General features: G+C 71.8%; 19 protein-coding genes. 13 read left to right on the top strand and 6 right to left on the bottom strand.

Annotated elements, in window-relative coordinates; genetic code table 11:
- Window positions 1-66 precede the first annotated feature (66 nt).
- Both CITRI_RS0100005 and CITRI_RS0100010 read left to right on the top strand, forming a co-directional pair.
- Entirely contained in the window at window positions 67-933 is an 867-nt protein-coding gene (locus tag CITRI_RS0100005) for a thioesterase family protein (protein WP_010142462.1), read from the top strand.
- The gene (locus CITRI_RS0100010) at window positions 926-1729 is read left to right on the top strand and encodes a hypothetical protein (RefSeq protein WP_010142463.1); all 804 of its coding nucleotides are present in this window, start codon (window positions 926-928) and stop codon (window positions 1727-1729) included. The genes CITRI_RS0100005 and CITRI_RS0100010 overlap by 8 nt, the downstream gene beginning before the upstream one ends.
- A 16-nt stretch (window positions 1730-1745) precedes the next feature.
- On the opposite strand, the gene CITRI_RS0100015 is transcribed toward CITRI_RS0100010, so the two are convergent.
- From CITRI_RS0100015 to CITRI_RS0100025, 3 genes are read right to left on the bottom strand one after another with little or no spacing between them, the layout of a single operon-like run.
- Complete coding sequence (locus tag CITRI_RS0100015; protein ID WP_010142464.1) at window positions 1746-2396, bottom strand: uridine kinase; 651 nt, start codon at window positions 2394-2396, stop codon at window positions 1746-1748.
- Between the two features lie 4 nt (window positions 2397-2400).
- Window positions 2401-3048 carry an MBL fold metallo-hydrolase gene (locus tag CITRI_RS0100020; RefSeq protein ID WP_010142466.1) on the bottom strand — a complete coding sequence of 216 codons (648 nt, stop codon included), beginning with the start codon at window positions 3046-3048 and terminating at the stop codon, window positions 2401-2403.
- Window positions 3048-4139, bottom strand: coding sequence for an S-(hydroxymethyl)mycothiol dehydrogenase (locus tag CITRI_RS0100025; RefSeq protein WP_010142467.1), 1092 nt, complete (start codon window positions 4137-4139; stop codon window positions 3048-3050). The genes CITRI_RS0100020 and CITRI_RS0100025 overlap by 1 nt, the downstream gene beginning before the upstream one ends.
- A gap of 119 nt (window positions 4140-4258) precedes the next feature.
- On the opposite strand from CITRI_RS0100025, the gene CITRI_RS0100030 reads away from it, so the two are divergent.
- Window positions 4259-5077 (top strand): SOS response-associated peptidase, encoded by an 819-nt coding sequence (locus CITRI_RS0100030; protein ID WP_029138890.1) that lies wholly within the window; start codon window positions 4259-4261, stop codon window positions 5075-5077.
- A 169-nt stretch (window positions 5078-5246) separates the two neighbouring features.
- Window positions 5247-6458, top strand: coding sequence for a metallophosphoesterase family protein (locus CITRI_RS0100035; RefSeq protein WP_010142469.1), 1212 nt, complete (start codon window positions 5247-5249; stop codon window positions 6456-6458).
- On the opposite strand, the gene CITRI_RS0100040 is transcribed toward CITRI_RS0100035, so the two are convergent.
- Window positions 6443-7357, bottom strand: a complete 915-nt coding sequence (locus tag CITRI_RS0100040; protein ID WP_010142470.1) for a helix-turn-helix transcriptional regulator — start codon at window positions 7355-7357, stop codon at window positions 6443-6445. The two genes, CITRI_RS0100035 and CITRI_RS0100040, sit on opposite strands and share 16 nt — an antisense overlap.
- Window positions 7358-7598: 241 nt before the next feature.
- Here CITRI_RS0100040 and CITRI_RS0100045 point away from each other — a divergent pair, with 241 nt between their 5' ends.
- From CITRI_RS0100045 to CITRI_RS0100070, 6 genes are all read left to right on the top strand, one after another.
- Window positions 7599-8867: a benzoate/H(+) symporter BenE family transporter gene (locus CITRI_RS0100045; RefSeq protein ID WP_010142471.1), complete on the top strand. Its 1269-nt coding sequence runs from the start codon at window positions 7599-7601 to the stop codon at window positions 8865-8867.
- Between the two features lie 394 nt (window positions 8868-9261).
- On the top strand, window positions 9262-10635 hold the full coding sequence (benA, locus tag CITRI_RS0100050; RefSeq protein WP_010142472.1) for a benzoate 1,2-dioxygenase large subunit: 1374 nt from the start codon (window positions 9262-9264) through the stop codon (window positions 10633-10635).
- A gap of 34 nt (window positions 10636-10669) precedes the next feature.
- Window positions 10670-11206, top strand: coding sequence for a benzoate 1,2-dioxygenase small subunit (gene benB, locus CITRI_RS0100055; RefSeq protein ID WP_010142473.1), 537 nt, complete (start codon window positions 10670-10672; stop codon window positions 11204-11206).
- Window positions 11207-11300: 94 nt separating this feature from the next.
- The gene (gene benC, locus CITRI_RS0100060) at window positions 11301-12875 is read left to right on the top strand and encodes a benzoate 1,2-dioxygenase electron transfer component BenC (RefSeq protein ID WP_010142474.1); all 1575 of its coding nucleotides are present in this window, start codon (window positions 11301-11303) and stop codon (window positions 12873-12875) included.
- The gene (locus CITRI_RS0100065; RefSeq protein WP_010142476.1) at window positions 12875-13702 is read left to right on the top strand and encodes a 1,6-dihydroxycyclohexa-2,4-diene-1-carboxylate dehydrogenase; all 828 of its coding nucleotides are present in this window, start codon (window positions 12875-12877) and stop codon (window positions 13700-13702) included. Before benC ends, CITRI_RS0100065 begins: the two co-directional genes overlap by 1 nt.
- A gap of 65 nt (window positions 13703-13767) precedes the next feature.
- Window positions 13768-16608, top strand: a complete 2841-nt coding sequence (locus CITRI_RS0100070) for a LuxR family transcriptional regulator (RefSeq protein ID WP_010142477.1) — start codon at window positions 13768-13770, stop codon at window positions 16606-16608.
- Window positions 16609-16636: 28 nt separating this feature from the next.
- Here CITRI_RS0100070 and CITRI_RS0100075 read toward each other — a convergent pair whose 3' ends face one another.
- Entirely contained in the window at window positions 16637-18061 is a 1425-nt protein-coding gene (locus tag CITRI_RS0100075) for an aromatic acid/H+ symport family MFS transporter (RefSeq protein ID WP_010142478.1), read from the bottom strand.
- Between the two features lie 240 nt (window positions 18062-18301).
- On the opposite strand from CITRI_RS0100075, the gene CITRI_RS0100080 reads away from it, so the two are divergent.
- From CITRI_RS0100080 to CITRI_RS0100090, 3 genes are all read left to right on the top strand, one after another.
- A complete protein-coding gene (locus tag CITRI_RS0100080) occupies window positions 18302-19000 on the top strand; it encodes a maleylpyruvate isomerase family mycothiol-dependent enzyme (protein WP_029138893.1) in 699 nt (232 codons plus the stop codon).
- A gap of 358 nt (window positions 19001-19358) precedes the next feature.
- Window positions 19359-19688: a DUF6504 family protein gene (locus CITRI_RS0100085; protein ID WP_010142480.1), complete on the top strand. Its 330-nt coding sequence runs from the start codon at window positions 19359-19361 to the stop codon at window positions 19686-19688.
- On the top strand, window positions 19688-23479 hold the full coding sequence (locus tag CITRI_RS0100090; protein ID WP_010142481.1) for a DNA polymerase III subunit alpha: 3792 nt from the start codon (window positions 19688-19690) through the stop codon (window positions 23477-23479). The genes CITRI_RS0100085 and CITRI_RS0100090 overlap by 1 nt, the downstream gene beginning before the upstream one ends.
- Window positions 23480-23490: 11 nt before the next feature.
- On the opposite strand, the gene CITRI_RS0100095 is transcribed toward CITRI_RS0100090, so the two are convergent.
- Entirely contained in the window at window positions 23491-24153 is a 663-nt protein-coding gene (locus CITRI_RS0100095) for a dihydrofolate reductase family protein (RefSeq protein ID WP_010142482.1), read from the bottom strand.
- Between the last annotated feature and the right edge of the window lie 91 nt (window positions 24154-24244).

Raw genomic sequence — 24244 nt, forward strand, 5'->3', positions numbered from 1 at the left:
CGTCGCCACCCATACTCGGTTGGCACGCTGAGCGGCTGGCCGCCCGGCGGTGGCAGGATGGAGCCCATGACTTCCACCACTGCCGCCGGGCAGCCCGGCACCGAGGAGCACGACGTCGACGCGAACTTCCAGCGCACCTCGCCCCCGCGCGTCGAGGGTGGTGTCCGCGTCTCGGACTTCGATTCGGTCATCCACGCCCAAGGTGCGTGGCGCGACGACGAACTGCACATGGCCCCGGTCTCCGGACTGCTCACCGCGGAGATCCTGGCGCACGAGCCTCGGGAGGGACTGCGGCTGGCGCGGTTGTCCTTCGAGATCCTGGGGACGTTGCATTACGGCCCGCTCACCGTCACCACGCGGACGGTCCGCCCGGGCCGGACGATCGAGCTCGTGGAGTCGACCCTCGAGGCCCAGGGGCGGACCGCCCTCGTGGCCCGCGCCTGGCGGCTGGTCACCTCGGACACGTCCCCGGTCGGCGTCGTGAACGATGCCGGCCTCACCCCGCGCCAGGACTGCAGCCCGTTCCGGACCATGGCGGAGCGCTGGCCCGGCGGGTACATCCGGTCCCTGCAGATCCTCGCCGCCGACGACCACGCCGACGGCCGCGGCCGGTGCTGGCTCACCTCCTCCGTGGAGATGATCGCGGGGGAGCCGACCTCCGACCTCGTGCGGCTCATGGGCATGGTGGACACCGCCAACGGGGTCGCGCCGGTGGTCCCGAACGGGCCGGGTGGTTACGGCTACCCGAACGTCGACCTGCAGGTGCACCTGTACCGCGAGCCCGTCGGCCCGTGGCTCGGACTGGCGACCACGTCCAACCTCGGCACGGACGGGATCGGCCTGACCTCGGCCGTGTTGCACGACGAGCTGGGGCCGTTCGGACACTCCGAACAGATCCAGACGGTGCGCCGGGTCCCCGCCGCAGATGACTGATCCCGCGTCGGACGGTTCCCTGCACCAGGCCCTGGACTGGGTCCGGCAGGAGAGCTCACTGGGCGCCGCCGAGGACCTCGACTACGCGGTCACGCTGTTGCGGGCCGCCCAGGCCGGCCGGCTGACGGACCCGGTGGTGCGGCTCTACCGGCCCGAGCCCACCGTGGCCTTCGGCCAGCGCGACGCGCGGCTGCCCGGCTTCGACCGGGCCCGGCAGGCCTGCCGGGACCACGGCTTCGCCCCGGTCGTCCGACGCGCAGGCGGGCGCGCGGCCGCCTACCACGGGGGAAGCCTGGTGGTGGACCACGTCCAGCGGGACACCGACGCGATGCAGGGCTTCCGGGACCGCTTCTCCGGTTTCGGCGAGCTGTTCGTCGACGTGTTCCGCGCCCGGGGCGTGCCGGCCGCCGTCGGGGAGGTCCCGGGGGAGTACTGCGCCGGGGAGTTCTCGGTGCACACCTCCCTGCCCCCGGGCCCGGACGGTGCCGCGCGCGGTCCGGTGAAGCTCGCCGGGACCGCCCAGAGGGTGGTCAAGGGCGCGTGGCTGTTCTCCTCGTCGCTCGTCGTCGAGGACCCCGCGCCGGTGCGGGCCGTGCTGACGGACGTCTACGCGGCACTGGGGCTGGACTGGGACCCCGCGACGGCCGGCGCCGCCAGTGACGCCGACCCCGGGATCACCGTGGAGGCCGTCGCCGCGTCCCTGCGCGAGGCCTATGCCGGGACGCGGGCCGGCGTGCGGACCAGGATCACCGACCGGTCGTGGGCGGGCCTGCTGGCACGCGTCCCGGCCGGCTGACCGGTCGTGGGCGGGCCTACTCCCCGGTGGCCAGCCGGCGGTGCAGCTCGGCCTTGGGCACGGGGGTGAATCCGGCCTCGAGGTAGCGGGCGCGCAGTGCGGCCTCGGTGCGCAGCAGGGACCAGCCTCGCTGGACGAGGAAGGGCACCGGCTTCCGACGCTCGGCGAGGTCGCGGGCCAGCCGACGCGCCGCCGTCGGGAGCCGGTGCTGGTCGATGTACCACGCGTGGAAGTCGGTCCCCGGTCTGAGGCCGAGCCGGGTCAGCACGCGGGGGAGTTCCGCGGCGAAGATGCCCTCGGCGACGACGGGACCGCCGGCCAGTTCGAGCGTGGCGTGGCCGACGACGGCCGACTCCGTGATCGAGTACTCGGGCACGCGCGTCCGGCCGGTCTCCAGCAGCTCGACCATGGCATCCACCGCGGCCCGGCCGTTCCAGGTGACCGGATCGTCCCAGTCGACCTGGCCGTACTCGGTGCGCGGGAACAGCGGTCCCGCGCCCCCGGCGGCGGCATCCTCGGCGGCCTCCCGGTAGAAGGCGTCCAGTTGCAGGTGCGGCCGTCCGTAGGTGCGGGCCAGGTAGGACTTGCCGGCGCCGGAGGCCCCGCCCAGCAGGACGAGGTTCCCGGTGCCGGCCGATCCGGTGTCGTTCGGTGTGGATGCGTCCACCGGATCAGTGCCCGCGGTCGATCCATTCCTGTAGGTGCGGGGCCTCGGCGCCGATGGTGGTGGAGTCGCCGTGGCCGGTGTGCACGGTGGTCTGCTCCGGCAGGGTGAGCAGGCGGGACTTGATGGAGGCGATGATGGTGTCGAAGTCCGAGTAGGACCGGCCGGTCGCGCCCGGCCCGCCCTGGAACAGGGTGTCGCCGGTGAAGACCACGCCCCGGGCACCGTCCGGGCCGGTCAGTTCCGGGGCGTGGAAGCAGACCGAGCCGGGGGAGTGGCCCGGGGTGTGCAGTGCCGTCAGGGTGGTCCCTCCCACCGTGAAGGTGTCCCCGTCGGTGATGGTCCCGTCCGGGGCCTGGTCCGGGTAGACGGCGTCCCAGAGCATCCGGTCCTGGGGGTGCAGCAGCACCGGGGCGTCCACGAGGGAGCGGAACGCCTGGACCGCGCGGATGTGGTCGTCGTGGCCGTGGGTGAGCAGGATGGCCAGCACCCGGCGCCCGTTCACGGCCCGGGCGACGGCCTGGGCGTCGTGGGCCGGGTCGATCACGACGCAGCTCTCGTCGTCGCCGACGATCCACACGTTGTTGTCCACCTCCCAGGTGCCCCCGTCCAGGGAGAACGTCCCGGAGGTGACCAGCTTGTTGACACGTGCCATCAGAGCACCACCACCGAGCGCAGCACGTCCCCGCGGTGCATCTTGGCGAAGGCGGCGTCGACGTCCTCCAGGGTGATGGTCTCGGTGACGAAGGCGTCCAGGTCCAGCCGGCCCAGGTGGTACTGGTCGATGAGCATCTGGAAGTCCCGGCTGGGCAGGGTGTCCCCGTACCAGGAGGACTTCAGCGACCCGCCGCGGCCGAACACGTCGGCCAGCGGCAGCTGAAGGGTCATCTCCGGGGTCGGCACGCCCACCAGCACCACGCGGCCGGCCAGGTCGCGGGCGTAGAAGGCCTGGGTGTAGGTCTCCGGGCGCCCGACCGCGTCGATCACCACGTCCGCGCCGAAGCCGCCGGTGAGCTCCTGGATGGCCTCCACCGCGTCGCGCTCGGTGGAGTTCACGGTGTGGGTGGCGCCGAGCTCCCGGGCCTTGGCGAGCTTGCGGTCGTCGAGGTCGACCGCGATGATCGTGGTCGCCCCGGCCAGGGCGGCCCCGGCGATCGCCGCGGTGCCCACGCCGCCGCAGCCGATGACGGCCACGGACTCCCCGCGGGCGACCGCGCCGGTGTTGATGGCCGCGCCGATGCCGGCCATGATGCCGCAGCCCAGCAGGCCGGCGGCGGCGTTCTGCTCATCGGTGACGCCGGAGACCTTGGTGCACTGTCCGGCGGCCACCAGGGTCTTCTCGGCGAACGCGCCGATGCCCAGCGCGGGGTCCAGCTCGGTGCCGTCCTCCAATGTCATCTTCTGGGTGGCGTTGTGGGTGTTGAAGCAGTACTGGGCCTGGCCCTTCTTGCAGGCCCGGCACTCACCGCAGACCGCACGCCAGTTCAGGATGACCTTGTCCCCGACCGCCACGTCGGTGACCCCGGCGCCGACCGCGGAGACGGTCCCGGTGGCCTCGTGGCCGAGCAGGTACGGGTAGTTGTCCCCGATCCCGCCCTGGACGTAGTGCAGGTCGGTGTGGCACACCCCGCAGGTGAGGATGTCCACCACGGCCTCGCCCGGGCCCGGATCCGGGATGACGATCGTCTCGATACTGACCGGGGCGTCCTTGGCCATCGCGACGACGGCCTTGACCTTCTGCGGCATGATGCTCCTTCTCTGGCGACAGGGTTCGGCACCATCCCACCACAAACGCCGGGACAGTTCACCTGGCGTCCCCTCCGGTGACCCATTGCGTCGTCCTGCCCGTGCGGCAGACTTATCCCATGTGCGGACGGTATGTGATGGCCCGGGCCATCGGTGACCTGGTGGCCGAATCCGGTGCGGTCGAGCCCGAGGAGGACCTCGAGCTGCGCCCGAACTGGAACGTCGCGCCCACCACGGACGTGGCCGTGGTGCTGGAACGCGCGGTGCCGGCATCGGGTGAGGCGGAGACGGACGGGACGCGCCGGGAGGTCCACGTGGCCCGCTGGGGCCTCGTCCCGCCCTGGGCGAAGGACGTCTCGGTGGGCGCGCGGGCGTTCAACGCGCGGTCCGAGACCGTGACGGAGAAACCCACGTTCCGTGCCGCGGTGCGCGCCCGGCGCTGCGCCGTCCCGGCGGAGGGGTACTACGAGTGGCTCAAGCCCGCCGCGGGGACCGCGAAGGGGGCCGGCAAGAGACCGTTCTACGTGCACCCCGCCGACGGTTCGCTGATCTACTTCGCCGGTCTCTACGAGTGGTGGAAGGACGAGGCGCTGCCAGAGGACGACCCGCACCGGTGGCTGCTCAGCTGCACCATCCTCACCGGGCCCTCGCCGGAGGCCGGGACCGGGGACGAGACCCTCGAGCGGTTGCACGGCCTGCACGACCGGCTCCCGCTGCCGATGGATGCAGAGACGATGGACGCGTGGCTCGAGCCGGACAAGCTGCCCAGCGCCGAGGCCGCCGGCCAGTTGGTGGACCGGGTGCGCGAGCAGGCCTACCGGACCGCCGCGGCCTGGACGCTCGACGAGGTCGGCCCGGCCGTGGGCAACGTGCGCAACAACGGTCCCGAGCTGATCGAGCCGCTCGGCCGGGCCGGGCAGCAGGACACGCTGGTCTGACCGGCCCCGGCGATGGGTGCCCGCCGCCGTGGGGACGGGGTGTTTCCCCTGGCGTCACCCGCAGGACACCTGACGGCCGGTTGACGGTCTCCGGTCCGTCCCGTGGGTCTCCTACGGTCGCTGGGCCCGCCCGCCGGGGCGGACACCATCGACCCTGAGGAGCCCATCCATGACCGCACAGACCCCGTCCTTCCACCGCCGCGGCCTGCTCGCCGGCGGTGGCGCCCTGGCCGCCGCCGGGCTGCTGTCCGCGCTGCCCTCCGCGGCCCACGCCGCACCCGGCCGCCGCTCCACCGCGGCCGGGCGGATGCCGCTGTCCTTCGGCCGGGACGGGACGTTCACGGTGGTGCAGTTCAACGACACCCAGGACGGCCCCCTCACCGACCGCCGCACCATCGAGCTCATGGAGGGCGTGCTCGAGCGGGAGAAGCCGGGTTTCGTGGTGATCAACGGGGATGTCATCAACGGCTCGCCGCGCACGGACCGCGAGGTCAAGCAGGCCTACAACAACGTCGTCATGCCGATGGAGTCGCGGGGCATCCCGTGGGCCATCACCTTCGGCAACCACGACGAGGACTCGGTCGAGGAGAACGGCACCTCCATGGTCGAGGCGAAGATCGTCGACTTCCTGCGCCAGTACGAGCACAACCTCAACCCGGCCGTGGACGAGGGCGGGAGGGGCGTCCCCGGTGAGTCGAACGCACACCTGCTCATCCGCTCCTCGAAGGGCAACCGCGCGGCCTTCGGCCTGTGGCTGCTGGACTCCGGCCGCTACGCGCCGGATACCGTCGGCGGCCAGGGGCACGACGGGCTGATGGCCTACGACTGGATCCGACCGGAGCAGATCGACTGGTACCAGCGGCTCTCGCGGGACACCGAGAAGCGGTATGGCAAGGTCCCGTCGTTGATGTTCTTCCACATCCCCGTCTGGGAGTTCCACCACATGTGGCACGGCCAGCAGTTCACCTCGGACGACGCCGGCCACGCGGCGGCCGTGGAACGCCACGGCATCGAGGGGGTCAAGAACGAGGGCATCTACACCGGCCTGGTGAACTCGGGCATGTACGCGGCCGCGCTGGAACGCGGGGACGTGCTGGGCATGTACTGCGGGCACGACCACATCAACACGTTCATCGGTGACTACTTCGGCATCGAGCTCGGCTACGGCCCGGGCACCGGATTCGGCACCTACGGCCTGAACGACGGGACCGCGGACACGCACACCCTGCGCGGGGCCCGGGTGTTCACCCTCGACGAGAACGCGGAGAAGGTCTACACCGGCAGCCACACCGTGTTCGCCCGGGACCTGGGCATCGACATGGCCCCGGCGAAGAAGCCGCTGGCGGAGCCCGCCGCCTTCCCGGACTACGTCTCCGCCTGACCGGCGCGCGGTGACACCACGGGGGCCCGGTCTGCGGCGACCAGCCCGGCCAGCCGGTGCAGGGCGGCGCGGGAGTCGCTGCCGGGGTCCGTGGTGTAGACGAACATCGTCTGGTCCTCCACGCCCGTGACCTCCAGGGCCTCGTAGCGCACGTCCACCCGGCCCACCACCGGGTGGTTCAGTCGCTTGGTCCCGTCGCGCCGCTCCGCGATGCGGTGGTCCGCCCACCAGTCGCGGAACTCGGCGCTGCCGGCGGTGAGCTCCGCCACGAGGCGGTCCAGGAGGGGATCGCCCGGGTGACGACCGGCGTCGAGCCTCAGGGTGCCGACCATGGAGGAGGCAACCGCCTCCCAGTCCACGTACCGTTGCCGGGCCTGCGGGTCCAGGAAGGCCCAGCGGACCAGGGCGCGCTCCCGCGCGGGACGGGCGGGCAGGTCCGCGAGCAGCGCGGCGGCGAGCCGGTTCATGGCGAGCACCTCCGTGCGGCGGCCGCGGATGAAGGCGGGGTGCTCCGTGAACGACTCGAGCAGCAGGTGCAGGGAGGGCCGGACCCGTTGGACCGGTTCCGGCACCGCCCCCCTGGCGGACACGGGCACGGACCGGGCCAGGTCGAAGAGGTGCCGGGTGGCCAGGTCGTCGAGCTCGAGCGCCCCGGCGAGCGCGGCCAGCACTGAATCCGAGGGGCGGCGGTGCCGGCCCTGCTCCAGACGGGTGTAGTAGTCCGTACTGACCCGGGCCAGTGCCGCGACCTCCTCCCGGCGCAGTCCCGGGACCCGACGCCGGCCCCCGCCGTGCCGGGGCGGGTCCACCAGCGCGCGGCGCGCCCGGAGGAAGTCCCCGAGCCGGGCCCCCGGTTCCACGTCCTCCGCGTCCGCTCGCCTGTCCGATCCTGCCGTCATCCCTGCCTCCCGTCCCTGCCGCCTCGCGGTCCCACTGTCGTCATCCCGTGGTCGTCCTGTCGTCCAGTCCTCGTGTGGTCCCGTCGTGGACGGGTGGCCCGGGGTCGTCGCCGCCGGGGCCGACGCCACCCCGGCCCAGCCTGGGCATGCCATACCCAGGTTGGGCTGGGCACCCCTGGTGGCGTCCCCTGAGGTCCCGGTCATGATGGACTGGCACGGCCGACGACGAGGAGGAGCGGAGATGACGACCACGGAGAACCCACCGCAGGCGGCGGCACCGGGGCGCGAACCGTTGTTCGAACGCCCCGGTGGACGTCCGGCGGGGCCGCGCCGGGCGTGGCGCGACCTCGGCCCCGAGTATGCGGCCAACGGACTGGTCGGCGTGGTGTTCTCCGCCTCCGGGCCGATCGCCGTCACGCTCGCGGTGGGCCTGGCCGGGGGACTGACCCAGGCCGAACTGGCCTCGTGGGTCTTCGGCATCTTCCTCTCCGCGGGGCTGGCCACGATCGTCATGTCCCTCGTGTACCGCCAGCCGCTGGGCTTCGCCTGGTCGATCCCCGGCACCGTGCTGCTGGGGCCCTCGCTGCAGCACCTGTCCTTCGCGGAGGTGGTGGGGGCGTTCTTCGGCTGCGGGGTGCTCGTGCTCGCCCTCGGCATGACCGGACTCGTGCGCCGCGTCATGACGGCCATCCCCATGCCGATCATCATGGCCATGGTCGCGGCGGTCTTCCTGCGCTTCGGCACGGACATCGTGGACGCCACGCGGGGCAACGCGGCCGTGGCCGCGCCCATGGTCATCGCGTACCTCGTCCTGTCCGCGGTGCCGGTGCTCGGGCGGGTCCTGCCACCGGTCCTGGGCACGCTCCTCGTGGGTGTCGCGGCCGTGGTGCTCAGCGGCCAGTTCGACCTGCGGGGTGACGGCCCCGTGCTGGCCGCCCCGGTGATCACCGTCCCGGAGTTCACGTGGGCCGCCCAGCTCGAGCTCGTGGTGCCGCTGGCCATCACGGTGCTGTTCGTGCAGAACGGCCAGGGCATCGCCGTCCTGCGCGCCGCCGGGCACCGTCCGCCGATCACCTCGTTCGCGGTCGCCTCGGGGGTGTTCTCGCTCGTCAATGCGGTCTTCGGGGCGGTGTCCGCCTGCGTCACCGGTCCCACGAACGCCCTGCTGACCGCCTCCGGGCAGCGGCACCGCCAGTACACCGCCGCCCTCGTCTACGCGGTGCTCTCCCTGGCCTGCGCCCTGCTCGCCCCCGGGCTGGTGCGGTTCATGCTGGCCACGCCGGAGGCGTTCGTGCTCGCCCTCGGCGGGATCGCCATGCTGCGGGCGCTGCTCCAGGCGTTCGTCACCGCCTTCTCGACCACGTTCACGATGGGTGCCCTCGTGACCTTCGTGGTGACCATCTCCGGACTCGACCTGTTCAACCTCCACTCGGCGTTCTGGGGCATCGTGACCGGCTTCGCGGTCTCCCGGCTGCTCGAACGCGGGGACCACGCCGCGTTGCGGGCGTGAGCCGGGCCGGGGGCCGGCAGGGCACGACGGCGCGGTGCGGCGCTGCTCGGGCATCGGCGCCTCCGTCCTGGGGGTGCGCGCCAGGCGCTGGACTGTCGTGACGGGCCGGGACGGACCCTGGGCGAACGCCCGGGCCCGGGCCACGGCGTGACGAGGGCAACAACCCCTGGTCCCGCGGGCCAGCATAGGCCCCGTGGCGGGCGGAGATCCAAGAGCCTGCCGCCACGGATTGAGTAGCAGCAGCATATGGATCACCCCCTTGGTCAGCCCTAGGGGTTCCCCTGATGTGAGCGCAGTCACCGTTCGGCAGACTGGCAGGCGTACTTTCCGCCATCGCGCCGGAAACGGGCCTGTCGGCCTGGGAGCGCGGTGTCACTGCCAGAAGGAGAACGCCATGACCGAGAACCTGTCCCATGTCCGGGAAGTCCTCACCGACGCCGTGGTCGACGACCGTGAGAAGGGCATCATCCGGGCCAAGCGCGAGATCTTCACCGACGAGGAGATCTTCGAACTCGAGATGAAGCACATCTTCGAGGGCAACTGGGTCTACCTGGCGCACGAGTCCCAGATCCCCAACGTCGGGGACTACTTCACCACCCACATCGGCCGCACCCCGGTGGTCATCACCCGGGACAAGGAGGAGAAGCTCAACTGCATCGTCAACGCGTGCTCCCACCGCGGCGCGATGCTGTGCCGTCGCAAGACCGACAACCGCACGACCTTCACCTGCCCGTTCCACGGCTGGACGTTCAAGAACTCCGGTGAGCTGCTCAAGGTCAAGGACGGCCGCAACGGCGGCTACCCGGAGGGCTTCAACACCAACGGCTCCCACGACCTGACCAAGGTCGCCCGCTTCGACTCCTACCGCGGTTTCCTCTTCGGCTCCCTCAACGCGGACGTGCTGCCGCTCAAGGAGCACCTGGGGGACGCCACCAAGGTCATCGACTCGATCGTGGACCAGTCCCCGGAGGGCCTCGAGGTCCTGCGCGGCGCCTCCACCTACACGTACGACGGCAACTGGAAGGTCCAGGCCGAGAACGGCGCCGACGGCTACCACGTCACCTCGGTGCACTGGAACTACGCCGCCACCACCGCCCGCCGGACCGCCGGCGACTCCGCCAACACCACCAAGGCCATGGACGCCGGCAAGTGGGGCAAGGTCAAGGGCGGGTTCTACTCGTACCCGCACGGCCACCTGCTGCTGTGGCAGGAGTGGACCAACCCCCAGGACCGCCCGCTGTGGGACCGCCGCGACGAACTGGTGGAGAAGTACGGGGAGGAGATGGCCAACTTCATGATCAACATCTCGCGCAACCTGTGCCTCTACCCGAACGTCTACATCATGGACCAGTTCTCCTCGCAGATCCGCCACTTCCGGCCGATCTCCGCGGACCAGACTGAGGTGACCATCTACTGCATCGCTCCCAAGGGTGAGTCGGCCGAGAACCGCGCCAAGCGCATCCGCCAGTACGAGGACTTCTTCAACGCCACCGGCATGGCCACCCCGGACGACCTGGAGGAGTTCCGCTCCTGCAACAAGACCTACTGGGCCAAGACCGCCCAGTGGAACGACATGTCCCGCGGTTCCACCCACCAGGTCGACGGCCCGGACGAGCAGGCCGCCGCCCTGGGCATGAACGACGTCATCGCCTCCGGCGTGCGCACCGAGGACGAGGGCCTGTACCCGATCCAGCACATGTACTGGCACGAGGTCATGGAACAGGCGGTCGCCGCGGAGGAATCCGCAGCCGAGCCGGCCCTGGCCTGACCGAGACCGACACGAACTGCGAGGAGCTGCTCCCATGACCACCACTGCCACCGCGGTGCCCACCGTCAAGACCACCGAGGACATCGTGACCCTCGAGACCGTCCGCGCCTTCCTGTACAAGGAGGCCCGACTGCTCGACGACCGCAACTTCGACGAGTGGCTCGAGTGCTACCACCCGGACTCCGAGTTCTGGATGCCGGCGTGGGACGACAACGACGAGCTGACCGAGGACCCGCAGTCCGAGATCTCCCTGATCTACTACGACAACCGGGGCGGGATCGAGGACCGCGTCTTCCGCATCAAGACCGACCGGTCCTCCGCGACCTCCCTGCCGGATCCGCGCACCGGTCACAACATCACCGACGTCGAGGTGCTCGAGCGCGACGGCGACCAGGTCAAGGTCCGATTCAACTGGTTCACCCTGTACTACCGGTACCAGTCCACGGACACGTACTTCGGCACCAGCTTCTACACCATCGACCTCTCGGGGGCCGAGCCGGTCATCCGCAGCAAGAAGGTCGTGCTGAAGAACGACTACATCCACCACGTGGTGGACATCTACATGATCTGAGGTCCCCCGGGACCTTCCGGCCGCCGACGCGCGCGGCCGGCCACCACCCACGATTCAGCGGGCCGCGGGATGCGGCCCGGACCAAGGAGGACCCATGGGACACAAGGTAGCCCTGAGCTTCGAGGACGGCGTGACGAAGGTCGTCAAGGTCGGCGACTTCGAGACCATCATGGACGCCGCCTACAAGGCGCGCATCAACATCCCGGCCGACTGCCGCGACGGTGCCTGCGGCACGTGCAAGTCGTTCTGCGACTCCGGTTCGTTCGACCCGGGCGACTTCATCGACGACGCGCTGACCGAGGAGGAGCTGGAGAAGGGCTACCTGCTCACCTGCCAGGCCGTGCCCGAGTCGGACATGAGCATCCAGGTACCGGCCACCGCCGAGTCGGCCAAGACCTCGGCGGCCGCGTTCACCTCCACGCTGACCCAGCTGGACAAGCACTCCGAGTCCACCATCTCCTTCACGCTGACCCCGGAGAACCGCGGGGACCTCGCCTTCCTGCCGGGCCAGTACGTCAACATCAAGGTGCCGGGCACCGACGCCGAGCGGTCCTACTCCTTCAGCACCGGTCCCGAGGTGGACGAGACCTCCTTCATGGTGCGCATCTCCCCGCAGGGGGCCATGTCCGAGTACCTGCGCGACCGCGCCCAGGTCGGGGACACCGTGGAGTTCACCGGGCCCTACGGCTCGTTCTTCCTGCGCGAGCCCAAGCGGCCGCTGCTGCTGCTGGCCGGCGGCACCGGCCTGGCCCCGCTGCTGTCCATCCTGGAGAAGCTGTGCGAGGGCCCCACGCAGTACCCCGTCCACCTCGTCTACGGCGTCACCCGCGAGGCGGACATCGTGGGCCTGGACTGGCTGCGCGCCTACGAGGAGCGACTGCCGAACTTCACGTGGGACTACATCGCCTCCGAGCCGGGCACCTCCGCCCCGCACACCGGCTACGTCACCCAGGTCATCGAGCCCACCCATGTCAACGAGGGCGACGTGGACATCTACCTGTGCGGTCCGCCGCCCATGGTCAATGCCGTCTCGAAGTGGCTGGACTCCGAGGGCATCGAGCCCGCCAACCTCTACTTCGAGCGCTTCGCCCCGAAGGAGACCACGGGTGGGGACGCCGAGACCGGCGCGCCCGTCCCGCCCGAGCAGGTGGCCGCCGAGGGTGACACCCTCACCGCCGCCGAGGCGATCTCCTCGCTGGAGACCGGCCGGCTGGACTTCCGCAAGGAGGACAGCTTCGCCCACCTGGACGCCCGGATGGGCCTGGAACTGGCGATCACCGAGCTCATGATGGGCCGGCTCAGCGACGAGCAGATGGCCCAGTTCCGCCGACTGGCGGAGGCCACGGTCGACTTCGTCGACGGCGACCGTGTCGGTGACCCGGAGGAGTACGTGCGGACCAACGAGGAGTTCCACGAGTACCTCTTCACCATCTCCGGCAACCCCACCCTGCTGGAGTCCTACCGGCGCCTGGACATCCACGCCCAGATGGCCGCGACCTTCGAGAAGGGCACGGAGATCTTCTCGCGCGTGGCCCAGGACCACCTCGACGTCGTCTCGGCCTTCGAGGCGCAGGACCGGGACCGGGCACGGGAGGTCATCATGAACCACGCCCGTGATGCCAAGGGCACCATGGACACCGCGATCGACGCGAAGGTGGCCGGGGCCTGATGGTGCAGACCTACGCCGGTCAGTTCCTGACCCCGGGACGATTCGCGGACCAGGTCGCCGTCGTGACCGGCTCCGCCCAGGGGATCGGGCAGAAGGTGGCCGAGCGCATCGCGGCCGAGGGCGGCGCCGTCGTGCTCGTGGACCGCGCCGACCTCGTCCACGAGGTGGCCCGGGGGATCAACGACGACGCCGGCCGCACCGGTTCGGGCGGTTCGGCCACCTCGGTCACCGCGGACCTGGAGACGTTCGCGGGTGCCGCCGAGGCCGTGGAGGCCGCGGTGGCCGCCCACGGCCGCGTGGACGTGCTGGTGAACAACGTCGGCGGCACCATCTGGGCCCGGCCCTACGAGGAGTACGACGAGGAACGGATCGAACGCGAGATCCGCCGGTCCCTGTTCCCCACGCTGTGGAGCTGCCGCGCCGTGCTGCCCACGATGCTGTCGCAGGGTTCGGGCGTGATCGTCAACGTCTCCTCGGTCGCCACGCGCGGCATGAACCGGGTGCCCTACGCGGCGGCCAAGGGCGGCGTCAACGCGCTCACCCAGTCCCTGGCCATGGAGGTCGCCGGACGGGGGATCAGGGTCGTCGCCACCGCTCCCGGTGGCACGGAGGCGCCGCCGCGGAAGGTGAAGCGGGGCCCCGAGGCGGAGTCCGAGCAGGAGAGGCAGTGGTACCAGGCCATCGTCGACCAGACGGTGGAGTCCTCGTTCATGAAGCGCTACGGGACGCTGGACGAGCAGGCGGCGCCCATCGTGTTCCTCGCCTCCGCCGAGGCCTCGTACCTGACCGGGAGCGTGCTGCCGGTCGCCGGGGGGGACCTGGGCTGAGCGCGGCTGCCGGTGGCGTCCGCCCCGTGACGGGCGCCACCCACACGTCGGCTAGTCTCGTCCGCATGCAGTACACGGTGCCCGACGGCGAGACAGCACCGGACCGGGTGCTGGTCGGCCGCGCGGGGGTCCTGGCCGAGCTGGACGAGGCCCTGCGCCAGGCCCGCCGCGGGACGGTGGGCACCGTGGTGCTCAGCGGCCCCTCGGGATCGGGCCGGACGGCGGTGCTCGAGTCCTTCCTCGAGCACTGCCGTTCTGCCGGCCGCGGCATCCGGGTCCTCAAGGCCGTGGGGGACGCCTGGGAGTCCCAGCTGGCCCTGGCCGGGTACTCCCAGCTCATGGACACCGCACCGTTGCGGTCGGCCAAGGGCTACGACGCCACGCCCATGCCGCCCGCCATGCCGGTGCCCGAACTGAGCGTCGCCCAGGCGGCGAACTACGCCGCCACCCTCACCACCCACCTGGAGACACTGCAGCTGCGGGGGCCCGTGGTGGTCGCCGTGGACGACGTCCACCATCTCGACGAGGCCAGCGTGCGCATCCTGGTGTTCGTGATGCGGCGGCTGAAGTCCTCGAAGGTGCTCTTCCTGTTCACCCTCGACCCGTCATACTCCCACGCCCTGCCCCCCGGCCTGCGCGACCTCCTGGGCCAGTACCGGGTCCGCCAGTTGCGCCTGGACCCCCTGGACGCCGAGGACGTCCGCCGGCTCGCTCGGTCCCGGTTCGGGCTGGACCTGGGGGACACGGCGGCGCAGGGCCTCGTCCGGCACACCCGGGGACTGCCGCGACCGATCCTGGAACTGCTGCAGGAGATGCCGCCGGAGACCTGGCAGAGCTGGTTCCCGTCGCTGCCGGCGAGTGCCCGGATGCAGTCCCGGGTGCGGGGACTGATGGCCGATGCCACGCCGGGACTGGTCGAGGTCGCCGAGGCCCTGGCCGTGCTGGGCTCTCCGGCCGGGCTCGCCGAGATCCAGGCGGTCAGCGGTCTCAGCGGGCCGGAGGCCGTGATCGAGGCCCTGGACGAGGGCCATCGCGCCGGACTGCTGCGGTGGACCGTGGACCACGACGGCTCGGCGGTCTCCTTCGTCGAGCCGGGGGCCGCCGAGGCGATCTACGAACAGGCCCTGCCGAGCAGGCGACTGGCCCGGCACCGGCGCGCGGCCGCCGTCGTGCCCCTGGAGGCCGATCGGCTGGCCCACCGGGTGGCCGCCGCGGCCGGACCGGACGCGGACCTGGCCGCCGAGCTCGAGGACTTCGCCGCCCGGCAGGGCGAACGGGGCGCGTGGCAGGACGTCTCGTCCGCCCTGTTCTCCGCGGCCCGTCTCACCACGGACCCGCAACGGCACGACCACCGGTTGCTGCGGGCGGTGGACGCCTCGGTCGGCGCCGGGGACATCGCCCGGGCCCAGACCTGGACCTCGGCCGTGGAGGCCATGCCGTCCTCCTCCCTGCGCTCCTCGGTCCTGGGCTACCTCTCGACCGTCTCGGGCCAGAGCCGCAGCGCCCGTCACCATCTCGAGGAGGCGTGGCGGACCAGTGACGCCGACCGGGACCCGGCGGCGGCCGCCCAGGCGGCCCAGCGTTTCGTCCTGCACGGCCTGGCGTCGTGGGACGGGCCGCTGATGACCGAGTGGGGCGAGACGGCGATGTCCCTGACCGAGGCAGGCAGCCCGGCACACATCGAGTCGGAGGCCATCTACGGGCTCGGCCTGTATGCCCGCGGGCGCCTGCAGGAGGCCGAGGCCGCCTACGAGCGGGCCACCGCCCGCGCCGGGGAGAACGCCCAGAAGCAGCGGATCCAGATGGGTGCCGCCTGGCTGGCCCTGCGGGCCGACCAGGTCGAGTCGGCGCTGGTGGGCTTCGAGGCGGCCACCCCCACGGAACATCGCGGCGGTTCGCTGCGCATCTCCCTGTGGGCGGAGGCCTGGCTGGCGCGGACCCAACTGGTGCTGGGGGACTGGGACGCCGCAGCGGCCACGGTGTCCCGGGCCTCGGTCCGGCTGGAATCGGCCCGGATGCCCCTGATCGGACCCCTGCTGTACTGGACGGCCGCCGAGCTGTGGTCCATGCGGGGGGACTGGGAACGGGCGCGTCACTACGTCTCCAGGGCCGCCGTCCACCCGGGCACCTACCGGGCCATGCTCGTGCCCGCCCACCTGGCCAGGGCACGGTTCCACGAGGCCCGGTCCGACTACGAGAGCGCCCTGGAGGCGCTCGAGCCATTGACGGAGATCGACCCCTGGACGGCCGGTCGCGTCTCCTTCTGGCCGTGGCAGGACACCTATGTCAACGCCCTGGTGATGACGAACCGGCTGGAGCGCGCCGAGGAGTTCCTCACCGCGTTCGAGGGACTGTGCCGGGAGCGGGCGATTCCCTCCGACCAGGCCCGGATGTCCTGGTCCCGGGGCCGGTTGCTCGCCGCGCAGGGCGACCCGGACGCCGCGCGCGACCACTTCGAGTCCGCACTGGGGCAACTGCGGGGACTGCACCGGCCCTACCTGCAGGCCAGGATCAGCTTCGCCTTCGGCCAGAGCATGCGCCGGGCGGGGAAGCGCCGGCTGGCCTCCTCGGTGCTCCAGGTGGCGAAGGACCTCTACGACTCCCTGGGAGCGGTGACCTACGTCGAGCGCTGTGACCGCGAGCTCAAGGCCACCGGGATGGACGTCGGCCCCGTCGACGCCCCCGCGGACCCCGTGCTCGTGGCCGCGGGCCGGGCCGACGTCGACCTCACGGCGCAGGAACAGGCCGTGGTGGAGCTCGTGGCGCACGGGGCCACCAACAAGGAGACGGCGCGCTCGCTGTTCCTGGCGGAGAAGACGGTCCAGTACCACCTGACGCGCATCTACCGGAAGCTCGGCGTCCGGTCCCGCAGCGAGCTGGCGGCCCGCTACCGTCCCGAGGACTGAGGGACGGCGGCGGGCCGCACGGAGGCGTTCAGGCTCGCGACGCCGGGACCGCGCTCGCCGGCTCGCCGGCCTCGACGCCATGGTGCCCGGTGGCGCCGGCGATGCCGGGGACGTCCGCCGTGGCCGCGGTGTCCGTGGCCCGTTCCAGCCGGGACTGCCGCGGCACGGCCAGGGTGACCAGAGCCCCGAAGAGGGCCACGCCGCCGAAGATGTAGAAGGCGGTGCTGCCGCCCACGCCGGCCGCGGTCAGCCAGCCCCCGATGAGGGGCCCGAGCACGCCACCGATGCGCCCGAAGCCGGCGACCCAGGAGACCCCGGCGGCGCGGGCGTTGGTCGTGTAGTAGTTCGAGCTGAACCCGTAGATCAGCACCTGGGTGCCCAGGGTGCCGACCCCGGCCACGGCGATGTAGAGGAACAGGACCGGCGCCGGGAACTGGAAGGTCATCAGCGCCAGGGTGATCCCGGCCAGGACGAAGGTGGTGGCCACGATCCGTTGCGCACCGAGCCGGTCGGCGGCCAGCGAGGCGACGATCCCGCCCAGCACGGCCCCGCTGTTGAGGATCAGCAGGAAGGACAGGGAGTAACCCTTGTCGAAGCCGTAGCCCTCCATGATGCGCGGCAGCCAGGTGTTCAGGCCGTAGGTGAGCAACAGGCCGGAGAAGGACATGAAGCCCAGCAGGACGGTCGGCAGGAAGAACTGGCGGGAGAAGGCCGCTGCGAATCCCCGCTTGGCCGGCGCCGCGCCGGCCTGCTGGACCACGATCTCCTCCAGGAGGGGCACCCCGGTCCGCGCGGAGGCGGCACGGGCCTCCTCGATGCGGCCGCGGGCGTGCAGCCAGCGGGGTGACTCGGGGAGCTTGAACCAGGCCAGCGGCAGCAGGAACAGGATCGGCGTGGCGCCGATCATGAACAGTCCGCGCCAGCCCAGCGGTTCGAGCAGGACGATGCCCAGCAGCGCGGCCAGGACGCCGCCGGCGGGGATCCCGGAGTACACGAGGGCGTTGTAGAAGTTGCGCTGGCCCGCCGGGGCGAACTCGGCGATCGTGGCCCCGGCCGTGGCCAGGATCACCCCGAGCCCCAGTCCGGTGAGCAGGCGCATCACGCCGAACGCCGCCACCGAGGTGGTCAGCGCGGTGATGAACATCCCGATGGAGAACCAGGCGATGCCGCCGAGGATGAGCCGGCGGCGGCCGAAGTGGTCGCCCAGGAATCCGCAGGTGAGGGAGCCGACGAGGACCCCGATCAGGGCGTAGGAGCCCAGGGCGCCGGCCGCGGCGCCGTCCAGCGGCCCGATCTGGCTCGGATCATCGAGCAGGGTGGACAGCACGGTGCCGTAGATGGTCAGGTCGAAGCCGTCGAAGACGAGTGCGCAGCAGACGATCGCCGCGACCCAGTTGGCCGTGCGTGCCTCCTGGCGCGGATCGTGGGCGAGGGGGGTGGGAGGGTGTGACATGGACTGTCGGTCCTCTCGGATCGGTTCGTGGTGGGCCGGCCGGCTGCCGGTCCCCGGGCTGCGTTCCAGAGTCCCAGAGGAGTGACCTGCATCATATGAGGGGTTTACCCAGTCCTCCGCCGGGGGGTGCGGCACCGGCGGGCCGTTGAGATCCGCAACCTCCTGATGCCGTCCGGACCCGTCTGGATGGACCCGTCCGGACGGTGGAACGCCCCCCGGCGCGTGGATAGGGTGGCCTTCATGATCAATCCAGCGCGACTGCACTCCGACCTGTCCCGCCTCGGCCGGGAGACCGCCATGTTCGAGGCCACCGCCGCCTCCCTGTCCGAGGAGGAGTTGCGTGCCCCGTCGCTGTGCGAGGGATGGACCAGGGCCCACGTGCTGGCCCACCTCGCCTCCAACGGCCGGGCACTCGTGCGGCTCATCGACTGGGCCACCACCGGTGAGGAGCAGCAGCTCTACCCCTCCCGTGAGGCGCGGGACCGGGAGATCGACGAACTGGCCGCCCTGCCCCGCGAGGAGCTGCTCCGCCGCCTTCGCGAGTCGTCCGCGTTCTTCGCGGAGCAGTGCGAGCGGCTCAGCGGCGAACTGGCCGTCGAGTCCGTGGACCTGCACGGCAAGGAGATCCCGGTGACCTCGATCGTCGCGCTGCGCATCTCCGAGGTCGTCGTGCACCACCACGACCTGGACACGGCGTGGACCATCGAGGAGGCCGACCCGGACTCGCTGCTCAACGCCGTCGAGGCCGCGGTGCGGACCATGCGCGCGAAGGGCGCCCCCGGCATGACCCTGGTGACCGAGGAGCGCGACGAGTGGGTCGTGGGCGACGGCGCCCTGAGGGTCGAGTCCGACCGCGAGGGCCTGCTGGCCTGGCTGGCCCGTGGTGACGGCGAGAACGTCGAGGCCGACGGCCCGCTTCCGGCGCTGCCGTCCTGGTGACCCCGACGCCGCGGTGACCCTGCCTCGGCGGTGAGCCCGTTGTCCGTCTGGCTCCGCTTTCTCGTCCCACCCCCGGGTCTGCCCCGTGCCTGAGGGGTGACGTATGCGCCCGTGACCTGCGCGCTTATCGTGTCCGGCGTCCTCCCTAGCCTGACGTGTGGTGTTCGAACATGCGTTCGAATACCATGGTGGGAGTACGGCCGGACCTTCCCCTCGGACCGCTACCTCCCACCGCCAGGCCGGGTCATCCCCGGTTCCGGTTCGCCGTTCCTTCCCAGACGGCCGGACCGGAGCCACCGTGGACCCCGGCACCGACGGCACTGAGAAGGCACGACGAGAAGGACGGGTATCAGGTCCCATGGGAATCTTCACGCAATCGGTCACGGTCGCATGCACGACCGCGGGGGTGCCGCTGCACCTGGGGTGGAACGGCCGCGACTACGTACTGGCCGCCGAACCGGTGCGCTGGTACGAACGACGGCGCTGGTGGACCGAGGAACACCGGGCCGAGCGAGGCCGCGGCGCGGGGCTGGTGGACCACGAGGTCTGGCGGGTGCAGGTGCGCCTGGAACGGGCCCGCAACTCACCGCTGCTCACCCTGGACATCTCCCACCACCTGGACTCGGGCCGGTGGCGGCTGGTCCGCATCCATGACGGCGCTGCCGTGCGCCTGAGGGAGAGCGCCTGATGGGCGGTGCCCCCGGGTTCCCCCATCTGCACGTCGCCAGCGCCTTCAGCGCCCACTATGGGGTGTCCTGGCCCGGTGAACTGGCCGCGGCGGCCGCCGCGGACGGCGCCGATCTCCTGGCCTGCACCGACCGGGACGGCCTGTACGGCACCGCCAAGCACGTCGGGGCCTGCCTGGAGCACGGCCTGGACCCGGTGGTCGGTGTGGACCTGACCGTGCACTGGGGGCCCGACCACACCGGCACGGGGGTGCTGGACAGCGCCGGCCGGGTGGTCGTGCTGGCCCGCGGGGGGACCGGGGGCAGCGGTTACCGTGCCCTCGTCCGGCTGGTCTCGGCGGCCCACGCCCACACCACGGGCGGGTCCGCCGGGGGGACGCCGTACGTGACGATGGCCGAGCTGGCCGGCTGGGCCGCCGGCCCCCACCACGGTGCTCCCCCGGAACTGTTCGTGCTGCTGGGACCGGGATCCGACGTCGGGCAGCTGATGGCCGCGCGCCGGTACACCGCCGGCCGGACGCTGCTGCGCCGCTGGAAGGCCGCCCTGCCGGCCGGGTCACTGCGGGTGGAGGTGGTCTGCCACCTGTCTCCGCCCGGGGAGAAGCTCTCGGCCGCGCACGCCGTGAAGATGCTCCGCGCGGCCCGGGACACCCGGGTGCCGGCGGTGCTGACCAACGCGGTGCGGTATGCCACCCCGGACGGTGCCGCCACCGCCGACGTCCTCGATGCCGCCCGGGCGCTGAGCTCCCTGGAGGCCCTGGCCGACCTCCAGCCCAACGGGCAGGGTTGGCTGAAGCAGGCCGGGCCCATGCACCAGGTGGCCCGCGAGGTCTGCCACGCCGCAGGGGCAGGGGGCGCCGGCGCGTTGCTGGAGGCCACCCACGCCCTGGCCGACGCCTGCCGGATGGACCCCGGCCCGGACCTGGGCTGGGGGCGGCCCACGGTACCGGAGGCCTCGGTGATCGGGATCGACGGCGACCCGGTCACCGCCCTGCGCCAGCGCACCCTGACCGGGGCCCACGCCCGCTTCCCGCAGCTGTACAGCGGCAGCCGGTTCTCGTCGTCGCGGGCCGGCCGGGACCTGGAGGACCGGTTGGAACACGAACTGGGGATCATCACCCGGCTCGGCTTCGCCAGCTACTTCCTCACCGTGGCCGAGGTGGTCCGGATGATCGAGGAGATGGGGGTCCGGGTCTCGGCGCGGGGCTCCGGGGCGTCCTCGCTGGTCAACCACCTGTTGCGGATCTCGAACGTGGACCCGATGCGGCACGAGCTGATCTTCGAGCGCTTCCTGTCCAACGACCGCTCCACGCTGCCGGACATCGACGTGGACGTGGAGTCCGCCCGCCGGCATGACGTCTACGCGGCCATCTTCGCCCGGTTCGGGGCCGAGCGAACCACGCTGATGAGCATGCAGAACGGCTACCGGGCCCGCGGGGCGGTCCGGGATGCAGGCTTGGCGCTCGGGATGGACGCCGAACAGGTGGACACGATCGCCAAGCAACTGTGGCGGTTCTCCGCCTCGAGCTTCCGGGAGGCGATGGGCCGGATGCCCGAGCTGCGCGGGTTCGCCGAGCAGGTCGAGTCCGGCCGGGCCGCGGGACAGCAGCAACTGGACCTGCTGGTGGACCTCACCGAGCGGTTGGACCGGTTGCCGCGGCACATCGCCATGCACCCGTGCGGGGTGATCCTGGGGGACCGGACACTGCTGGACCGGACCCCGGTGCAGCCCTCGGGCATCGAGCTGCCCATGAGCCAGTTCGACAAGCACGACATGGATCCCATGGGCATGCTCAAGCTGGATGTGCTCGGGGTGCGCATGCAGTCCACGATCGCCTACACGCTGGAGGAGATCGAGCGGACCACGGGGGAGCGGGTCGACCTGGAACGGGTGCCCCTGGACGACGAGGCCACGTTCGGGATGATCCGCACCACCCACACCCTGGGGATCTTCCAGATCGAGTCACCGGGCCAGCGGGAGTTGATCGGGAAGCTGGCCCCGGTCGAGTTCAACGACCTGATCATCGACATCTCCCTGTTCCGCCCCGGTCCCATGCAGTCGGACATGGTGCGCCCGTTCCTCGAGCAGCGCCACGGCTTCGCCGCGGCGAGGTACCCGCATCCGGACCTGGAACCGGTGCTGGCCGAGACCCACGGGGTGACCGTGTTCCACGAGCAGGTGCTGCGGACCCTGGACACCATGACCGGTTGCGGACTGGCGAAGGCCGACGAGTTCCGCCGCCAGATCGGCGGGCCGCAGGAGGAGGTCGTGGAGGCCTACTTCCGCGCCGCGGCGCTGGAGAAGGGATATCCCCTGGACGTCATCGACGAGGTCTGGGGCACCCTGCACGCCTTCGGCTCCTTCGGGTTCTGCAAGGCCCACGGGGCGGCCTTCGCCGTGCCCACCTACCACTCGGCCTGGCTCAAGACCCACCACCCCGAGGCGTTCCTGGCCGGGATCTTCGAGCACGACCCGGGCATGTACCCGCGCCGCCTGATGATCGCCGAGGCCCGCCGGATGGGCATCCCCGTGCTCCCGGTGGACATCAACGCCTCCACGGAGAGGTTCCGGCTGGAGTGGGTGCCGGCCCACCCGGAACTGCCCGGTGGTCCTGCACGTCCCGGACGTTCCCGGCATCCCGACGGCGGCCGGTGGGGCATCCGCCTGGCGCTCACCTCAATGTCCGGGCTGAGCGAGCGCGAGGTCCGGCGGATCGTGGCCGGACAGCCGTACGCCTCGCTGGCCGATGTGCGCGACCGTGCCCGGCCCACCCGGCGCAACCTCGAGCGACTGGCCCAGCTGGGAGCGCTGGACTGCCTGCTGCCTCCCGGCGGGGCCTCGCGCACCGACCTGGTGCACCACCTGGAGCTGCAGCACGCCGGGGGTGCCGCCGGGATGCTCGGCGAGGCCCCCACCGGGCGGAAGCGGACGGCGGGACCCCGCCAGGTGGACGGGCAGTTATCCCTGGACCTGCCGGACACCGAGGCGGCGGCGATCGTGCCGATGTTCCCCGCCCCGAGCCGCGACCAGATGGTGCGCACCGAACTCGACCTGACCGCCATGGACACCACCGCGCACCTGATGGACTCGCACCGGCCCTACCTGGACGCCCTCGGGGTCACGGCGGCGGAGGACCTGCTGAGCCTGCGCTCGCAGTCCCGAGTGCTGGTGGCCGGGGTGCGCGTGGCCACCCAGACCCCGCCGATGCGCAGCGGCAAGCGCGTGGTCTTCATCTCCGTGGACGACGGGACCGGCTGCGTGGACGCCTCGTTCTTCACGGAGGCCCAGCACGAGACCGGGGAGATGCTGTTCTCGGCCCGGTTGTTGCTCATCGAGGGCACCACCCGGCGGACCGGGCCCAAGGCGATCAGCCTGCAGGCCATCCGCGCCTGGGACCTGCACCGGCCCGAGGCGCTGCCGGACCCGGACTACCTGGACATCACGCGCGAGCAGTGGCGGGCCTGGTTGCGCCGGGACCGGTCCGCCGCCCGGTCCGGGGGTGTCCGGGAACCGGTGCCCTGGGGTCCCGGGGCCCGGCGCCGGCTCGTCGAGGCCGGTGCCGGGTCCGCTCCGGACGCCGGTGCGCCCCGGGACATCCCCCACCACGACACCGGTGACTGGCCGGTCAGGGTGCGCGGCGCCGTCGGGCTCCCGCCGGAGAGCTCGGCGACCGGTGGTGATCGCCGGGGGAGGGGCCTCCAGGGTGCCGGGGTGCGCGAGCTGGACATCCACCGGCCCGTGCCGGTCCCGCACCCGGAGACCTGGGAGCTGTTGCCGACGCCGGAGGAGTGAACCGTCCTCCATCAGCGCCAGAAGAAGTGGTGCTCCACGCCGCTGGGGCTCGGGACGCTCTCGTGGTGGAACCGGTCCTCCAGGTCCGCGGGGCTGGACCACAGGCGCAGTCCGTCGCCGAACTCGACGGGAGCGACGGCGACGTGCAGGTCGTCGATGAGGCCCGCTTCCAGGAACTCCAGGACGGTGGTGACGCCACCCCCGATCCGGATGTCTTGACCCTCGGCCGCCTGCAGGGCGACCTTCACTGCCTCGTCAGGGCTCGCATCGAGGAAGTGGAACGTCGTGTCGCTGAGCGAGAACGACGGCCGGGCATGGTGGGTCAGGACGAAGACCGGGGTGCGGAACGGCGGGTCGTCACCCCACCAGCCCCGCCACTCCTCGTCCGGCCATGGGCCCCGGACCGGGCCGAACTTGTTGCGCCCCATGATCTCCGCGCCGATGTTGTGCGTGAAGTCCCGGACGATGTGGTCGTCCAGGCCGCGGCTGCCGCCGGGGTCCGTGCGGTTGGGCCAGCTGTCGGTCGCCCCGGCCCAGCTCATGAGCGGAGCCGGGTCAAGGTCACCGAAAGGGCGCTCCAGGGTCTGGTGGAACCCGGCCGCGATGCCCTCGCGGGAGACCGCGAAGTTCTGCACGCGGACGCGGGGCGGCCGTGGATGGCGGGTGCTGGACATGACGGTGTCCTCCGGAATCGGGCTGGGAAGGGGAGGTGGGCTCGGTACCGCGGTCTACCGGGCGGTTGCGACAGTGGCCCCCAGCGTAGGG

Source organism: Citricoccus sp. CH26A (assembly GCF_000224415.1).
In the GTDB taxonomy this organism is placed as follows: Bacteria; Actinomycetota; Actinomycetes; order Actinomycetales; family Micrococcaceae; genus Citricoccus.

Bases quoted from the DNA above. Each gene is read 5' to 3' on its own strand.
- CITRI_RS0100005 (WP_010142462.1), top strand. From the start codon at position 67: ATGACTTCCACCACTGCCGCCGGGCAGCCCGGCACCGAGGAGCACGAC.
- CITRI_RS0100010 (WP_010142463.1), top strand. From the start codon at position 926: ATGACTGATCCCGCGTCGGACGGTTCCCTGCACCAGGCCCTGGACTGG.
- CITRI_RS0100020 (WP_010142466.1), bottom strand. From the start codon at position 3,048: ATGGCACGTGTCAACAAGCTGGTCACCTCCGGGACGTTCTCCCTGGAC.
- CITRI_RS0100025 (WP_010142467.1), bottom strand. From the start codon at position 4,139: ATGCCGCAGAAGGTCAAGGCCGTCGTCGCGATGGCCAAGGACGCCCCG.
- CITRI_RS0100030 (WP_029138890.1), top strand. From the start codon at position 4,259: ATGTGCGGACGGTATGTGATGGCCCGGGCCATCGGTGACCTGGTGGCC.
- CITRI_RS0100035 (WP_010142469.1), top strand. From the start codon at position 5,247: ATGACCGCACAGACCCCGTCCTTCCACCGCCGCGGCCTGCTCGCCGGC.
- CITRI_RS0100040 (WP_010142470.1), bottom strand. From the start codon at position 7,357: ATGACGGCAGGATCGGACAGGCGAGCGGACGCGGAGGACGTGGAACCG.
- CITRI_RS0100045 (WP_010142471.1), top strand. From the start codon at position 7,599: ATGACGACCACGGAGAACCCACCGCAGGCGGCGGCACCGGGGCGCGAA.
- benA (WP_010142472.1), top strand. From the start codon at position 9,262: ATGACCGAGAACCTGTCCCATGTCCGGGAAGTCCTCACCGACGCCGTG.
- benB (WP_010142473.1), top strand. From the start codon at position 10,670: ATGACCACCACTGCCACCGCGGTGCCCACCGTCAAGACCACCGAGGAC.
- benC (WP_010142474.1), top strand. From the start codon at position 11,301: ATGGGACACAAGGTAGCCCTGAGCTTCGAGGACGGCGTGACGAAGGTC.
- CITRI_RS0100065 (WP_010142476.1), top strand. From the start codon at position 12,875: ATGGTGCAGACCTACGCCGGTCAGTTCCTGACCCCGGGACGATTCGCG.
- CITRI_RS0100070 (WP_010142477.1), top strand. From the start codon at position 13,768: ATGCAGTACACGGTGCCCGACGGCGAGACAGCACCGGACCGGGTGCTG.
- CITRI_RS0100075 (WP_010142478.1), bottom strand. From the start codon at position 18,061: ATGTCACACCCTCCCACCCCCCTCGCCCACGATCCGCGCCAGGAGGCA.
- CITRI_RS0100080 (WP_029138893.1), top strand. From the start codon at position 18,302: ATGATCAATCCAGCGCGACTGCACTCCGACCTGTCCCGCCTCGGCCGG.
- CITRI_RS0100085 (WP_010142480.1), top strand. From the start codon at position 19,359: ATGGGAATCTTCACGCAATCGGTCACGGTCGCATGCACGACCGCGGGG.
- CITRI_RS0100090 (WP_010142481.1), top strand. From the start codon at position 19,688: ATGGGCGGTGCCCCCGGGTTCCCCCATCTGCACGTCGCCAGCGCCTTC.
- CITRI_RS0100095 (WP_010142482.1), bottom strand. From the start codon at position 24,153: ATGTCCAGCACCCGCCATCCACGGCCGCCCCGCGTCCGCGTGCAGAAC.